This window comes from Barnesiella intestinihominis YIT 11860 (genome assembly GCF_000296465.1).
Lineage (GTDB): Bacteria > Bacteroidota > Bacteroidia > Bacteroidales > Barnesiellaceae > Barnesiella > Barnesiella intestinihominis.
In genome coordinates this window covers 60912-77145 of sequence record NZ_JH815206.1, presented here as the reverse complement: position 1 = coordinate 77145, position 16234 = coordinate 60912, and the positions used below count along the sequence as shown (strand labels likewise).

Below are 16234 nucleotides of genomic sequence, written 5' to 3'. Positions count from 1 at the left end.
TTGAACCCCTTGATTTTTGTCAATAGCCCGCTATTGACTGCATATCTCGGACTCTAATCTGCTTCAACATAGGTCTCAATCTGTCTCGGAATAAATTTAAAACAGCTTCTTAATTTTGTTCTTCTTTTTTCCACAGGAAATCGAGCCAGCCTTTTTTCTTTTCATAAGTTCCTCGTGTGCCGTGTAGCTCTACGAACGTAAGTTCGGGAGAAGCAGGAGCATAGCTGTCGGGGAAGAGTAATATGAAATTTTTATCTGTGTAATAGGCATTGATTTGATGCGGGACGTGTTCGAGCGAAGGCCGGAAAGAAACAGAGCCGTGTCGGGCCATGATGATTACCATGAGGTCGTCGGGTTGTAATTCTGTTGATAGACGCTTTAATTCGTTGCCTCCGTCGGTTTCCTGCATTTCGTATAATACGCTGGTATGATAGCGTTGCAGATAGGCTTGTATTAGAGACAGGGTTTTGGCGTGACCGTGATAGAAAATTCGCCGGCCTGTATTCTCTCCCATTCGGGCGATGCGTTCTGTCCACCGGTAAAATCCAGCTTCATATTCTGCATTTTCCGGGATAGCGACATGAATGTTGTGTACTCTGTTTATCGGCGTGACGGCATGGAGAATCATGATTTGACGATCCATTTTGTTCAGTAGATTGAGCAGTACGGGGCCGAAGAACGATTCGTCTTGTGTGGCTCGTATGTGTAGTCCGACGATAATCTCGGAGGCATCGTTTTCTTTCGAAGCATGAAGTATTCCGTTTGATAAGTTAGTCGCTAACCGGTTTTGAGTTTGTAGCGTTACGTCTGCTTTCGCCGCGACTTCTTGTGCTTGCAGTAAAAGTTTTTTCCCTTGTTCGCGGTCTGTTTCACTGCAATTATCATACATTACGTGTAACCCGACCAGCCCGTGTATCTTTTTAGGGTTGCTGACGAGTAAGGCCAAATAGATAAGGTTTTTAACGTTTTTCTGATTACTGAATGAAATGAGTATTTTTTCGTTGTCCGTACCCGATTGCGTATCATCGGGCGGCAATTCGCTCAGAGCCATTTTTCGGGCAGCAATGTCGGTCGTTATCGAACTGATGATGCATGTAATGAGAATAAGCACGATCGTACCGTTGAGGACATCGTCGTTGAGCAGACGGCTACCGTCCGGTAAAACGATGTTGTATCCTACAAGAACGGCAGCGAGAGTTGCCGCTGCCTGAGCATTGCTTAGTCCGAACATCAGTTGCCGTTCGATTCTCTTCATGCCGTAGATTTTCTGGGTGGTCCATGCTGCAATCCATTTGGTACTAAGGGCCATGAGGGTCATTACGGCGGCTACTTTCATAGATTCTATATGGCCGAAAAATACTCGTACATCGATTAGCATACCTACGCCGATGAGGAAATAGGGAATGAATAGGGCGTTACCGACAAATTCGAGGTAATTTCTTAAAGGAGAGACCGGGGGAATGAGGCGGTTCAGTACCAGTCCCGCAAAGAACGCTCCAAGTATGCCTTCCATTCCGACCAGTTCCATTAAACCGGCAGCGAGGAAAACCATTGCCAGAATGAAGATGAATTGCACGATACCGTCTTCGTATTTCCGTAAAAACCAACGTCCGATGCGAGGGAAGGAGTAGATGATGAAAAGTCCCATCAGAGAGACTTTAAGAATTAATTCCAACCGAGACCAACTGTCTACACTGTCGGTTCTGTACATGCTTCCGACGATGGCGAGAACCAGTAGGGTGAGACTGTCGGTAATGGCAGTGGCCCCTACGGCTATACTGACGCATCTGTGCCGGGAGACTCCGTATCGGGTAACGATGGGATAGGAAATGAGGGTGTGCGAGGCGTACATACTCGCCAGCAAGATGGAAGAGACAATACCATATTTCAAGATGAGTATGTTGCTGAAAAAGCCCAAGACGATAGGAATGATAAAGGCGAGTATCCCAAATACGATGGCTTTGCCCCGGATAGCCGGAAAGTCTTCCATATTCATTTCCAAGCCGGCTAAGAACATGATGTAGTAGAGTCCCACCTGTCCGAACAATTCGAAACTGCTGTCGCGGGCCAAGATATCGAATCCATGCTCACCGATGAGAATACCGGCCAGAATCATACCGATGAGATGAGGTATTTTCAGTTTATTCAACAATACGGGGGCAAATAAAATGATGCAGAGCACGAGAAAGAATATCCACGTGGGATTGGTTATCGGTAGATGTTCCCTGAGGTCGAGTAGGGCAGTCATGGATTTCACTTTATTTGTTTTGCAAAGATAGTACAAGCCGAAAGTAGAAGCAAATCCGTTTGATTGTACCGAGGCGTATCTATTTTCGTTTTATACAAAAATAGCGAATTTATTGTTTTCAGAATTTAAATTTACCGAAGTAACGATAAAAATTTTTTTCAGGAGATAATCCGTCTCCGTTCCATGAGAACATCGATTTACCATACACCATCGTGTATGGTAAATCGATGTTTAGAGCTAATTTAATCGATGAAAGAGTAGCGACCGGTTGCTAAAAGATGTATTGAATGCCTACCAGATAGCCGATGAACAGTTGTCGCAGCCGATTGTCGGTTTGCTTTTTCCACAAGTTGTTCTGCGGAAATAGCGTTTGGTTGTCCATCTCGGTGGTTGTCGAATAATTGAGACTCGCTCCGCCGAATATGTTATAGTGCTTTTTTATTTTGAACGAAGGTAGTAAGGAATAACTTGCGTTTAAAAAGGGTTTATCGGAGGTTGCCGTGGAAGTTACTTTAAATTCATTGTTTATCTGAAACCAAGAGTAACAAGGTATGTATACACCGTATCCAGTTTCCGCAACGGTCTTGTTGTTGCCGGATAATTTGTGGTTATATCCGAAACCGATAATACCGTATGTGTATTTCCCTCCTGAGCGGAACGAGACGATACCGTTACCCAATATGTCATAAGTGAGGGCTATGCCCATCTCTCCGCGCTTGACTATATTGACGAGCCCAATGGGGCAATCGCTTTCTTCGGCGATATTAAGAAGTCCGGCGAATTGTACTCCTCGGACTTTCCCGGCGATATTAAGGAGCCCTGCGAATTGCAGGCCGGTTATATCTTTCGAGGTATTGAGTAATCCGGCAAATTGTACACCTTTGAAATTTCCATTTATGGCGTTGTTCAATCCGGCAAAAGCGATGCCTCTCGATTCTCCCGCCGAGTAATTGGTGATTCCGGCGAGTTGTACACCTTTGTAAGTTCCTTTGGTAATATTGGTGATTCCGGCGAAGGCGACACCTTGTCCCTGTTTGCCTATATAATTGGATATGCCGGCAAATTGTAATCCCCGGGCTTCGTTGGCTATGACATTACTGATCGAGGCAAATGTAAAATTCCTTTCGTTAGCAGACATACCTGCCAATATACTGAAAGAGGCTCCGTTGGTGTATTGCGATGCATTTATTCCATTGGAACTCAGCGGAGGCATGAAACTGAAATGGAAAGGGACGTATTTCCCTTGATTCATTTGGGCGGATAAGTGGAAAACGGTTAAGAGAATGATAAAAACAGATTGGATTTTTTTCATTTTCATAATCTTTGGAATTTTTGTATCGACTTGTGTAACGGTAATTCCCGAAACGGGCACAAAGTTATAAAAAATTTTAATGGTGTAAACGAGTCGTCACGGGTTCGTTTTAATCTGTTATATTATTAAAATTTTTATAAACCGCTTCAAATACATCGTTGAAAAAATTTGAAACAGCTTTATGAATAAAATTTGTTTCTGTCTTTATTTCCGTTATCTTTGTTATACTAAAATGCGGGCAGGGTACGCTTGGTATTCGTCGGGAGAAGTTCGATGTTTTTACCGTTTACTCCGTTTTCCGTATCATTAAGAACAATGTTAAAACCCCTATATCATGAAACAAGGAAAAAGGAAAGGTTCAAAGAGAATCAAGAAAGAAGATATGTTGGCCTCGGTGGTCGAATTCTTCAACCAAGACAGGAAGCGGGCGTTTAATTACAAACAGGTCGCACATGGGGTTGGAGCTACTACTACACCTCAAAAACAGATGGTATTCCAGTTGCTCGAAGGCATGGCGGAGCAGAATTTTCTGATAGAAGTTTCTCCGGGCAAATATAAGGCGAATAGTCGGGGAACGGAGGTTATAGGTCGGTTCGAACGGCGTGTCAATGGGAAAAATCATGTGATTACCGATGACGATGAGTCGATATTCATCGCCGAGCGTAATGCCATGCATGCGATGGACGGTGACCGGGTGAGGGTATTGGTCTATGCCAAGCGCAGAGGGCACGATGCCGAAGGCGAGGTGGTCGAGATTGTCGAAAAGACTCCCCAGATATTTGTCGGAACGTTGGAGGTACAGAAACATTTTGCATTCCTGCTGACCGATAATAAGGTGTTGGCAAATGATATATTTATTCCGAAAACGGCACTTAAAGGCGGAAAAACCGGAGATAAAGCCGTCGTGCGTATCACCGAATGGCCCGATCGGGCCCGCAATCCGTATGGGGAGGTCGTGGATATATTGGGACCTGCCGGAGAAAACAATACCGAAATACATGCCATATTGGCGGAATTCGGATTGCCGTATCGTTACCCCGAAGCAGTGGAAAAAGCGGCTAATAAGATTCCTGACGCGATAACCGACGAAGAGATTGCAGCACGGGAAGATTTCAGACAGGTAACGACATTTACCATAGACCCGAAGGATGCCAAAGATTTCGACGATGCCCTTTCTATCCGCCGATTATCGAACGGAAATTGGGAGGTTGGCGTGCATATAGCCGATGTGAGTTATTATGTAAAACCCGGCAGTATCATCGACAAGGAGGCCGAAAGCCGGGGAACCTCGGTCTATCTGGTGGATCGTGTCGTGCCGATGTTGCCCGAACGATTGTGCAACGAAATCTGTTCGTTACGTCCCGACGAGGATAAACTTACGTTCTCTTGTATTTTCGAGCTGAACGGTAATGCCGAGGTCCAGAAGTCGCATATCGCTCGTACGGTGATTCGGTCTAATCGCCGGTTTGCTTATGAGGAGGCGCAAGAGGTGATAGAGACCGGAGAAGGGGATTATAAAGAGGAAATATTGGCTTTGAACGATTTGGCGCAGAAGCTGCGGAAGCGTCGTTTTGACAATGGTTCTATCAATTTCGACCGTCATGAGGTTAAGTTCGACATAGATGAAAGTGGCAAGCCGATAGGGGTTTATTTCAAGGTATCTAAGGAGGCGAACAAGCTGATCGAAGAGTTTATGCTTCTGGCGAATCGCACGGTAGCAGAATTTATAGGTAAACCCAAAGACGGGAAAAAGCCCAAAGCGTTTGTCTATCGGGTACACGACTTGCCCGATCCCGACAAGATGGCTTCGTTCGCCGCTTTTATCACCCGATTCGGTTATAAAATCAAGACCGAGGGTAGCAAAGCAGACCTTTCGAAGGGTATTAATAGTTTGTTGGCCAACGTACAAGGAAAGCCGGAAGAAAATTTGGTGGAGACGATAGCTATACGAGCCATGGCGAAGGCGGTCTATACGACTGTAAATATCGGTCACTACGGGTTGTCTTTCGACTATTATACCCACTTTACTTCTCCCATACGTCGTTATCCCGACTTGATGGTGCATCGATTATTGGAGCGTTATATGGCGGGTGGACGTAGCGTGAATGTTCAGTCGCTCGAAGACGAATGTAAACATGCTTCGGATATGGAGCAGCTTGCTGCCAATGCAGAGCGGGCTTCTATCAAGTATAAACAGGTAGAGTTTATGGGCGAACGTTTGGGCGAGGAGTACGACGGCGTTATTTCGGGTATTACCGAATGGGGTTTGTATGTAGAAATCAACGAGAATAAATGCGAGGGACTTGTGCCGATACGTGACCTCGAAGACGACTATTACGAGTTCGACGAGAAGAATTATTGTCTGATGGGGCGTCGCAAGCACCGGATATACCGCTTGGGCGATCCTATCCGTATCAAGGTAGCTCGGGCGAACTTGGAGCGGAAACAGCTCGATTTCGCTTTGGTAGAGTAGTATCAACTTGATACGAAGGATATAAAAGTATATTTAAGAATTTGTTTAGTTGTTGTCTTTGGCAACGTGGAATATAATATTTGTAATGAAAGCGTAACATGAGTATAGCTAAATATAGTTGCGTATTATCCAGTTGCGATAAAACAGAATGGATAGAAAAAATTTGTTCTTGGAACAGTAGTTTTAGGAATTCTTCAAGTTGTTATGGTTATGTTGAAATAAGGTTAGGGAAAAACGTGGTAATACATAAGTTCCTTCCATATCATATTGTAACACTTTCGTGTTTTATTGAATTGCTTCGAAGTAAGCGATATATTGTTTTTCTTATTATAGAAAATTTAGAGTTAAAAGAATTTATTTTAAATGATATAAGTATTAAGAATTATTGGAATGGAGAAAAATTAGATCATATTGATTCTCCTAATTCTTCACGATTGAATTTATGGAGAATTGTCGAAGGGAAAGCCGAAGAGTATGAGCTTAGTATTCATCGTTTTTTTTCCAATAAATTTCCTGAGGTTGATTTCTATATGTTGAAAACTTGTTTAGCAGAGCTATATTATAATGTTTTTGATCATGCAAAAGCTGGGGGGAATGCATTTTCGTATATCTATTATGAAGAGGTTAAAAAGATAATACATATAGCTATATGTGATTTTGGAAGAGGCATTGCAAAAACAATAAGAGATGTATATAAAGATATAGATAATGATAAAGATGCTTTGTTGTGGTCATTAAAGAAGGGAATAAGTGCTAGGAGTAATACACACAATGCTGGATTTGGATTGGATACAGTAGTTTCTGCACTTTCTGAAAAATCGATATTGCGAATTGTAAGTAATAAAGCTTTGTTAATTTGTACTAAAAAAGGACCTTCCCTTGAAACAAGAATGTATGATTTACCGTTTTATTTACAAGGTTCGTTAATTTATTTTGATCTTCCCATAGCAGGTTTTGAACAATTGGAGATAAATGAAGAGTTTACATTTTGAGAGGAGGTAATATATGAAACAGGTAGTTTTAAATAATATTTTAACGGCAAAATCTTATCCTGAGGCAGGTACGGAATTTGGCATGATCCTTCAAAATGCTATTGAGGATAAAGATACAGTACAAATAGATATGTTAGGAGTTGAAGCCATACCTACCATGTTTATGACAACATCCTTGGGGTATATTATGAGTAAATATGGTGTGGATAGCTTAAAAAAAACGATGATCTTCAAAAATATAACTAAAGTTCAGATAGAAAGAATAGGTAAATATATAAATGATTATGCGGAGGTTTATAATATAAAATAATCTAAATTTTATGGATATCTAAGCGGTATACTTTCAATAAGTTACCGCTTTTATTGTTAAATATTGTTATCTGATATAATAAAACCAGATAAAGGTCTCTTTTTCAAGGTTGATTGTTTCTTGTAATATATTTGCGTTTTATGTAAAATAGACTTTGTATAGTTTTTGTTTGTTTCTTAAAAAGGGAGTTATTCTTTTTTTTACTCTTTTTTAGCGTTATCTTTGCATAATGCGAAAATGGGCTGTGCCTCGGTATAACCAAGTGCGCTTGTTTCTACTCCCGGCTTGCTTTATCTTTGCATTATACGAAAAATCAGCGGTGAGAGATAGATATTTATGGAAGAGAATACGAATATAAATTCTGAGTTCGAGTACGGCTCCGATGCTATTAAGACGCTCGATTGGAAGGAGCATATCCGTCGCCGCCCTGGTATGTATATCGGGAAGTTGGGGGACGGTTCTCATGCCGATGACGGCATTTATGTATTGTTGAAGGAGGTTCTCGACAATGCTCTCGACGAGCACATGATGGGCTTTGGCAAACAGATTGTCGTGGAGATTTCGAGTGAGGTCGTTTCGGTGAGGGATTATGGTCGGGGTATACCTCTCGACAAAGTGAAAGATGTCTCTTCCAAGATGAATACGGGCGGAAAGTACGATTCGAAGGCATTTAAAAAGTCTGTCGGTCTGAACGGTGTCGGTATCAAGGCGGTCAATGCTTTGTCGTCGAGTTTTTTCATACAGTCTTATCGCGACGGAATGAGTAACTCGGTGAGTTATGCTTGCGGAGAAGTGGTCTCGGAGAGCGGTTTGACGCCTACCGACGAGCCGAACGGTACATTGGTTCAGTTTTCTCCCGATGGAACGATTTTTAAAAATTATGCTTACCGGGAGGAATTGATAGAGCCGTTGCTTAAAAACTATGTGTTCTTAAATACGGGACTGACCATTTTGTTGAACGGACGTAAATTCCATTCCCGTAATGGATTGGTCGATTTGTTGAACGAATATATGACGACCGAACCTTTATATCCTATCATTCATTTGTCGGGAGCGGATATAGAGGTGGTTATCACGCATAGCAACCAATATGGCGAGGAATATTATTCGTTTGTGAACGGGCAACATACGACGCAGGGAGGAACGCACTTGACTGCTTTCAGAGAGGCAGCTACCCGTACGATTAAGGAGTTTTATGCCAAGAATTTCGAATATACCGATATTCGTAACGGTATGGTAGCGGCAATCAGTATCAAGGTGGAAGAACCTGTATTCGAGTCGCAAACCAAGACCAAGCTCGGTTCGAAAGACGTGGGACCTGATGGACCGACTATCGCAAAGTTCATCGGCGATTTCTTGAAAAAGGAATTGGATAATTATCTGCATAAAAACGGCGAAGTGGCCGATGTGATGCTGAAAAAGATATTGGCTTCGGAAAAGGAACGCAAAGCAATAGCGGGGGTTACGAAGTTGGCACGGGAGCGTGCGAAGAAAGCGAATTTGAATAACCGCAAGTTGCGTGATTGCCGCATACACTACAACGATACCAAAGGCGACCGGCAGGACGAGAGCTGTATTTTCATTACCGAGGGGGACTCGGCGAGCGGTTCGATTACCAAGATCCGTAATGTGGAGACGCAAGCGGTCTTCTCTTTGCGGGGTAAGCCGTTGAATACTTACGGACTGACCCAAAAGGTCGTTTATGAGAACGAGGAGTTCAACTTGCTGCAAGCTGCCCTTAATATAGAGGACGGTATCGAGGGGCTCCGGTATAATAAGGTGATTATCGCAACCGATGCCGATGTGGACGGTATGCATATCCGCTTGCTGATGATTACTTTTCTTTTGCAATTTTTCCCCGACCTTATCAAGAAAGGGCATGTTTATATTTTACAGACTCCGCTGTTTCGCGTGAGGAATAAAAAAGAAACACATTATTGCTATACAGACGAGGAACGGCTCGCCGCTATCAAGAAGTGCGGAGCGAATCCCGAAGTGACACGATTCAAAGGATTGGGTGAGATTTCGCCCGACGAGTTCCGTCAGTTTATCGGACCGGATATGCGTCTCGACCGGGTATCGCTGCGTAAGGAGGATTTGGTGAAAGATTTGCTCGAATTTTATATGGGCAAGAACACCATGGAAAGGCAAAACTTTATTATACAAAATCTGGTTATAGAAGATGACACCAATCTCGTCTAAAAGGATAGCTGTGTTCCCGGGAACATTCGACCCTTTTACTCTCGGTCATATGTCGATTGTGAGCAGGGGGCTCGAATTGCTCGATGAAGTGGTCATAGCCATAGGTATCAATGATTCGAAACGCACTTATTTCACCGTGGAACAGCGGTTGGAAATGTTGAGGGATTTGTTTCGGGATAATCCTCGGATTCGAGTCGTTTCGTACGACAGCCTCACCATCGACCTTGCGAAGCAATGGAATGCCCGGTTTATTCTGCGGGGTATCCGGTCGGTGAATGATTTCGAGTATGAGAAGACTATCGCCGACGTGAACCGGAAATTATCGGGGGTAGAGACGATAATTTTGTTTACCGAGCCGGAATTGACTCATATCAGTTCTACCATTGTGCGGGAGCTTTTAAGGTTCGGTCACAGTGTCGATGAATTTGTTCCCAAAGGGTTGAAATTAGTATAATTTTAAGTTGAAGATGAAAAGACTATTTTTTATCATATTCCTACCCGTGATAGCGGTGGGAGCCATGTGGTCGCAAGGCCAAAGCGAAGGAATGCGAAAACTCAGTTTAGCCGATTTCGCCATAACGAATTTGTATGTCGATGAGGTAGACGAGAATAAGTTGGTGGAGGATGCCATTCGGGGTATGCTCGATAAACTCGATCCGCATTCGACCTACACGACAGTCGAGGAGACCCGGGAGATGAACGAGCCTTTACAGGGTAATTTCAGCGGAGTGGGTATCCAGTTCAATATGAATAAAGATACGTTGTATGTGATACAGACTATCGTTGGCGGACCTTCGGAAAAGGTGGGAATATTGGCGGGTGACCGTATCATCGCTGTAAACGATACAACCATAGCCGGAGTGAAGATGAAAAATACCGACATCATGAAACGGCTACGCGGGGAATCGGGTACGGTGGTGCGAGTGACCGTATTGCGCAAAGGGGTGAAGGAGCCTATCGAATTCAGAATCGTACGCGATAAAATACCTATTTACAGTATCGATGCATCTTATATGGCCGATAAAGAAACGGGTTATATACGGGTGAGCCGTTTTGCCGTGACGACAGACAAGGAATTTTCTGATGCCATTAAGGAGTTGAAAAAGAAAGGTATGAAGAATCTTATTGTCGACTTGCAAGGCAACGGCGGTGGATTCTTGACCAGTGCTATCGCTATGGCCGACGAGTTTTTGGCCGACGGGCAGTCGATCGTTTATACCGAGGGTCGTCGTTCTCCACGGGACGATGCTTTCGCTTCGAAACGGGGGCAGTTCCAAAAGGGGAAATTAGTTTTGCTGGTCGATGAGAGCTCGGCTTCGGCAAGTGAAATCCTTTCGGGAGCGATTCAAGATTGGGACCGGGGTATAATCGTAGGGCGTCGTACCTTCGGAAAAGGTTTGGTTCAACGTCCCATACCATTCCCCGACGGATCGATGATAAGGTTGACTGTCGCCCGATATTATACGCCTTCTGGCAGGAGTATACAGAAGCCTTATGACAAAGGCCACGAGGCATACGAGCGGGAATTGCTAGACCGGTTCAATCATGGAGAGCTTATTTATACCGATAGCATTCATTTCCCGGATTCATTGCAATTCCAAACTTTGAAGAGTAAACGTACGGTATATGGTGGCGGGGGTATTATGCCCGATATTTTTATACCGTTAGACACGACGATTTATACCGATTTCCATCGGGATTTGTTGGCGAAAGGGGTATTGAATCAATATCCGGTCAATTATCTCGACAGCCATCGGAAAGAGTTGACGAATAAGTATAAAAAGGTGGACCAGTTTGTCGAAGAATTTGCGGTTACGGACGATATGCTCGCTGAATTGTTGAAGATGGGAGAAACCGAAAAGGTGAAATATAACGAGGAGCAGTATCGGAAATCCAAAGGGTTGATAGCTTTGCAGATAAAGGCTCTTATTGCCCGGGATATGTTCGACACGGCTGCCTATTTCAGAGTAATGAATCCTCGAAATCCTTCGTTCGTCAAGGCTATGGAAATTATAAATGACGATTTGGAGTATAATCGTTTGTTACAACCTAAGTCATAAAGTAGTTTGTCTATATAGATACCGGGGCTGGATAATTCTAGCCCCGGTTCTTTTTTATCCTTATCTTTTTTTCCCGATCGCCCAAGGAAGATATTTATTCACGAAGGGAATGAGGAGATATATGACGAGCAGGGTGAGTGCGACGTCGATGTATCCGGTGAATACTTCCCGATGCCCGAATATTTTCATGATGGCTCGTTGGAAAGGAGTTTGTATGAGAATATGTATGCAGAGGATAAAGAGGGTAGATGTTCCTAAGGTACGAACAATCGCACATATATGGTTCTTGTTGTCGTTGAAATAGGAAAGGGCGGACATGAAACAAAGAAACAAGACGATGGCTTTTAGGAAAAAATAGGCAGGCAGATTACAGTCGATGGCTTGTAAGCCGATGAAAGTGACGAGGGTTGTCAGTACAATGATGTATTTTGATGGGTAGTCGAGAATCAAGCGAGATAATTTCAGGCCGAACAAGTTGCCGATTATGAAATAGGGCAACCATTGCACTGCGTTATTGAACATGAAAATGGTCGGGTAAGATTTGATTTCCTCGTTCCAGATCATGATTACTGCGGTCAATATGAGATATATGATTGTCCGGTATTTTTCCGGAGTGATCTTGTTCATGCACCAGTATATCAGTTGCATGGCGAACAAGCAAAATATGAACCAAAGCGGAACATTGACAAATAGATAATCGCTTTTGTTTGTTATGTCGAATACATCGAAGATACACCCCCAGTCGAAGTTGTTGAGCGTACGGTAATCCCAAAGGTTAAAAATGATTCGGAACGGGTAGGATAGGAGGTAGAAGAAAGTGAATGGGATAATGAGCGTTTTGACTTTCTTTTTTAGGAAAGCGGGAAATGGTTCTTCTTTGAAAAAGAATCCGGAGAGAAAGAAAAAAAGTGCATTTATGTAGGTTACATTGTACCATTGCGGGTGTACAGTGTGACTCCATACGACACCGATGATGGCGATTCCTTTAATAAGATCGATGTAATCGATTCGTTTTGAAGAGGTTGGTTTTACCCCCCCCCCTAATTGTTAAAACTTGTTTATTCATACTATTCTGTTGATTGAGATGATTTCGTGTCCTGTTTTTGTCGTTGTCTCCCGATAGCCCACGGGATATATTTCTCGGTGAAAGGTATAAGAAAGTATATGAGGAGCATAGTAAGCGCAAGGCAGATTAATCCGGTGAGTAAGTCCGGTTTTCCGGTGATGGCGCGAGCCATCGATTGTATAGGGGCTAATAGGAGTACATGAATACCCATGATAAAGAGTGATGATTTCCCGAAATATCGGACTGTCGTCCATATCATCGAGCAGCTGTTTTCGAAGCAAGACAGTAGGGAAAGTATTGCTACGAATATGGTCAATGCTTTGATAAAGGCAAGGATAGAGATATCGATCGGCAAGTATTGGAACCCGATGAACAGGGCAAAACATGTCGGGGCGAGGAGATATTTCAGAGAGGACTTGGAAAGAAATCGGGCTATTTGTAGTCCGAAAAGGTTTCCAGCAATAAAATAGGGAAGGCACTCGATGGCGACATTGAACATAAACGGCGAGTGCCAAGACTCGATTGTACCGTAACCAGCGTATAGGGCAGCTAAGATTACCAAGAACCAGCAGCTGCGGTATTTATTACGGGGTATTACTCTGTTCAGACACCAAAAGATAATTTGCATGACGAACAGGCAGACGAGAAACCACAGAGGTATGTTCACTGTGAGGTAGTCGGGTGTATTGGAAATAGAAAAGATTTCCAACAGGCTATCCCATGCGAATCCGTGTAGGGTGCGAAAGTGTCTGAAATAGAAGGCTATTCGGGCGAGATAGGAAAGTATGTAAAAGAAAAGGAACGGAATAAGTATGGTTCGGATTTTCTTTTTTAGAAAGGGAATGAATGGCTCGTCTTTGAAAAAGATTCCCGATAAGATGAAGAAAAGCGCGCTTATGTGAATGAGATCGCACCATTGCGGGTGAAAGGTGTGTTTCCACACGATTCCCAGAATGGCGATTCCTTTGAACAGATCAATACTGTCGATTCGTTTTTGTGTAGGCAATTTTACGCTTCTCGATTTGTCACAGTTTGTATTCAATGTGCGTTGGTATTTATAACGATATGAAGGATTGAACCGAGATATTACCCTTCCCTCGCTTTGTTTGGACGAGTATAAATGCGATTACAGTGCCGATTATGGCTCCGATCAGCTGCGCTTCGACGCCCCAGTCCAGCAGGGCGCATACCATGGCTATTAGGCAACCTGTTGCCAAACAGAATGTCGCTATCATGGAAGTGAGCAGTTCTATGATAACAAGTATGGCCGCAATAATGAGCCACAAGAGCCAACTTGATATGATTATGTCCATCGCAATTTGAAATCGGATCGTTTTTCCGAGGTTATGTGTCTGTTGTTTATGTACAAATATAATGGGAATATCGATAAATTGAAAGGGTATCGATATTTTTTATAAGAAAGGGAGCTGTGCCACGGCACAGCTCCCTTTTCCTGTATAGAGGAAATTATTATTTCAATCCCCGGTTGCGAAGCAGGGCATCGGGATTAGGCTCTGCTCCACGGAATTGGCGATAAAGTTTCATGGGATCCTCGCTCCCGCCTTTTTCGAGAATGTTTTCACGGAATGCTTTGGCTGTCGCCGGGTCGAAGATACCGTGTTCTTTGAATGCGTCGAAAGCATCGGCATCGAGAACTTCGGCCCAGATGTAGCTGTAATATCCTGCACAGTAATCGTTGGTGAAGATGTGCGAGAAGTAGGTGCTACGGTAGCGATAGGTGATTTCGTCGATGAGTCCGACGGATTGCGCTACTTCTTTTTCGAATTGGCGCACATCGTATTCTTTAACTTCGTCTATTTCGTGCCAACGTATGTCGAGGATAGCCGCAGCTAAAAATTCGGTGGTGGCGAATCCTTGATTGAATTTAGAGGCTGCCTCCATTTTGGCGATTAACGAGTCGGGAATGATTTCGCCGGTTTGATAGTGTTTGGCATATAATTTCAATACTTCGGGGTGCGTTGCCCAGTGTTCGTTGATTTGCGACGGTAGCTCTACGAAATCGCGTGCGACACTGGTCCCGCTTACCGAGGGGTAGTGGCAACGGGTGAGCATGCCGTGCAGGGCATGTCCGAATTCGTGGAAAAGAGTTTGCACTTCGTCGATGGTAAGCAAAGAGGGAGTATCGGCGGTAGGTTTGGTGAAGTTGGCCACGTTGTAAACGATGGGGCGTACTTCCTTACCGTCTTGTACATAGGCTTCACGGAAGTTGTACATCCAAGCTCCGGCACGTTTCCCGGCACGGGGGAAGTAATCGGTATAGAATACGGCCAAATGTTTGCCGTCGGCATCTTTCACTTCGAATGCGCGGACGTCGGGGTGATAGACCGGCATATCTTTCAATTCGGTGATAGTGATTCCATATAATTTATTGGCAACCATGAACGCACCTTCACGTACGTTGTCGAGGCTGAAATAGGGTTTCAGTTCGTCTTCGTTCAAATCGTATTTGGCTTTGCGTACTTTTTCGGCATAGTACCACCAATCCCACGGGGCGAGTTTGAACTCGCCGCCTTCGGCGTCAATGATCTTTTGCATGTCGGCTACTTCTTCTTTTGCACGAGGTATCGCATAGGCCCATACCCGATTGATGAGATCGTTGACGTTCGCATCGGTTTTTGCCATGCGATCATCGAGGGCAAAGTCGGCATAGGTATTGAATCCCAGTAGATTGGCCTTCTTTAAACGGAGGTTGACCATTTTCGATACGATTTCTTTATTGTCGAATTCGTTGTCGTTGTCGGCTTTGTTGATATAGGCTTTATAAACTTTTTCGCGCAGATTGCGGTTGTCGGCGTATTGCAGGAATGGGATGCGGCTGGGTGCATCGAGGGTAAATACCCATTTACCGGCTTTGTTGCGAGCAGCCGCTTCGTCGGCTGCTGCCGTGACTACTGCCTCGGGCAAGCCTGCGAGGTCGGTTTCATTGTCGATGACCAGTTCAAAAGCGTTTGATTCGGCTAAGGCATTGTCTCCGTATTGTATGGAAAGCATAGCCAATTCTTTGTTAATCTCGCGAAGCGTGGCTTTATCTTCTTCGGAGAGAAGAGCACCCGCACGAACAAAGTCTTTGTAGTGGTTTTCGAGAACTTTCATCTGTTCGGTGTCGAGGTTCTCTTTATCCCGGTTCTCGTATACAGTTTTAATTCGGGCAAAGAGTTCTCCGTTGAGCGAGATGTTGTCGTAATGCTCGGTCAGTTTGGGCGAAATCTCTTTGGCGATGGCTTGGAGTTCGTCGTTCGTTTCCGCCTCGGTCAAACTGCTGAATATCAGATTGACCTGAGTCAGTAGCATACCGCTGAATTCGAGCGGTTCGATGGTGTTTTTGAATGTAGGAGCCTCGGGGTTGGCAATGATTGCGGCAATTTCGGCATCGTGCTGACGGATGCCTTCTTCAAAAGCCGGCAAGTAGTGCTCGGGCTTTATTTGTTCGAACGGTGGAACCCCGAAAGGAGTGCTGAACTCGCTAAGCAGCGGATTCTCTTTTTGATTGCAAGAGATCATCATAAGACAAGTTAACGATGTTACTAAAAGTTTTTTCATGAGGTATAAT

12 protein-coding genes are annotated in these 16234 nt (G+C 44.0%); 6 read left to right on the top strand and 6 right to left on the bottom strand.

All coding sequences use genetic code 11. The features are described from left to right. Nucleotides 1-109 precede the first annotated feature (109 nt). On the bottom strand, nt 110-2248 hold the full coding sequence (locus HMPREF9448_RS12320; RefSeq protein ID WP_008862904.1) for a cation:proton antiporter: 2139 nt from the start codon (nt 2246-2248) through the stop codon (nt 110-112). Nucleotides 2249-2519: 271 nt separating this feature from the next. Continuing rightward, nucleotides 2520-3566 (bottom strand): hypothetical protein, encoded by a 1047-nt coding sequence (locus HMPREF9448_RS12315; protein ID WP_008862903.1) that lies wholly within the window; start codon nt 3564-3566, stop codon nt 2520-2522. 325 nt (nt 3567-3891) lie between these two features. Between HMPREF9448_RS12315 and rnr the strand changes: the two genes are divergently transcribed. From rnr to HMPREF9448_RS12285, 6 genes are all read left to right on the top strand, one after another. Beyond that, the gene (gene rnr / locus HMPREF9448_RS12310; RefSeq protein ID WP_394330246.1) at nt 3892-6033 is read left to right on the top strand and encodes a ribonuclease R; all 2142 of its coding nucleotides are present in this window, start codon (nt 3892-3894) and stop codon (nt 6031-6033) included. Nucleotides 6034-6131: 98 nt separating this feature from the next. Beyond that, the gene (locus tag HMPREF9448_RS12305; RefSeq protein WP_008862901.1) at nt 6132-7025 is read left to right on the top strand and encodes a hypothetical protein; all 894 of its coding nucleotides are present in this window, start codon (nt 6132-6134) and stop codon (nt 7023-7025) included. Nucleotides 7026-7038: 13 nt separating this feature from the next. Continuing rightward, nucleotides 7039-7335, top strand: coding sequence for an STAS-like domain-containing protein (locus HMPREF9448_RS12300; protein WP_008862900.1), 297 nt, complete (start codon nt 7039-7041; stop codon nt 7333-7335). 336 nt (nt 7336-7671) lie between these two features. Further along, on the top strand, nt 7672-9537 hold the full coding sequence (locus HMPREF9448_RS12295) for a DNA topoisomerase IV subunit B (protein ID WP_008862899.1): 1866 nt from the start codon (nt 7672-7674) through the stop codon (nt 9535-9537). After that, the gene (gene coaD / locus HMPREF9448_RS12290) at nt 9518-9991 is read left to right on the top strand and encodes a pantetheine-phosphate adenylyltransferase (protein ID WP_008862898.1); all 474 of its coding nucleotides are present in this window, start codon (nt 9518-9520) and stop codon (nt 9989-9991) included. The genes HMPREF9448_RS12295 and coaD overlap by 20 nt, the downstream gene beginning before the upstream one ends. A gap of 13 nt (nt 9992-10004) precedes the next feature. Then, nucleotides 10005-11597: a S41 family peptidase gene (locus tag HMPREF9448_RS12285; protein WP_008862897.1), complete on the top strand. Its 1593-nt coding sequence runs from the start codon at nt 10005-10007 to the stop codon at nt 11595-11597. Nucleotides 11598-11657: 60 nt separating this feature from the next. Here the strand turns inward: HMPREF9448_RS12285 and HMPREF9448_RS14485 are convergent, their stop codons facing one another. The 4 genes from HMPREF9448_RS14485 to HMPREF9448_RS12265 form a co-directional block, all read right to left on the bottom strand. Then, the gene (locus tag HMPREF9448_RS14485; RefSeq protein ID WP_262483673.1) at nt 11658-12596 is read right to left on the bottom strand and encodes an acyltransferase family protein; all 939 of its coding nucleotides are present in this window, start codon (nt 12594-12596) and stop codon (nt 11658-11660) included. A gap of 68 nt (nt 12597-12664) precedes the next feature. Beyond that, a complete protein-coding gene (locus HMPREF9448_RS12275) occupies nt 12665-13705 on the bottom strand; it encodes an acyltransferase family protein (protein WP_008862895.1) in 1041 nt (346 codons plus the stop codon). Between the two features lie 13 nt (nt 13706-13718). Then, the gene (locus HMPREF9448_RS12270; RefSeq protein ID WP_008862894.1) at nt 13719-13976 is read right to left on the bottom strand and encodes an NfeD family protein; all 258 of its coding nucleotides are present in this window, start codon (nt 13974-13976) and stop codon (nt 13719-13721) included. 157 nt (nt 13977-14133) lie between these two features. After that, nucleotides 14134-16224: a M3 family metallopeptidase gene (locus tag HMPREF9448_RS12265; protein ID WP_008862893.1), complete on the bottom strand. Its 2091-nt coding sequence runs from the start codon at nt 16222-16224 to the stop codon at nt 14134-14136. Nucleotides 16225-16234 lie beyond the last annotated feature (10 nt).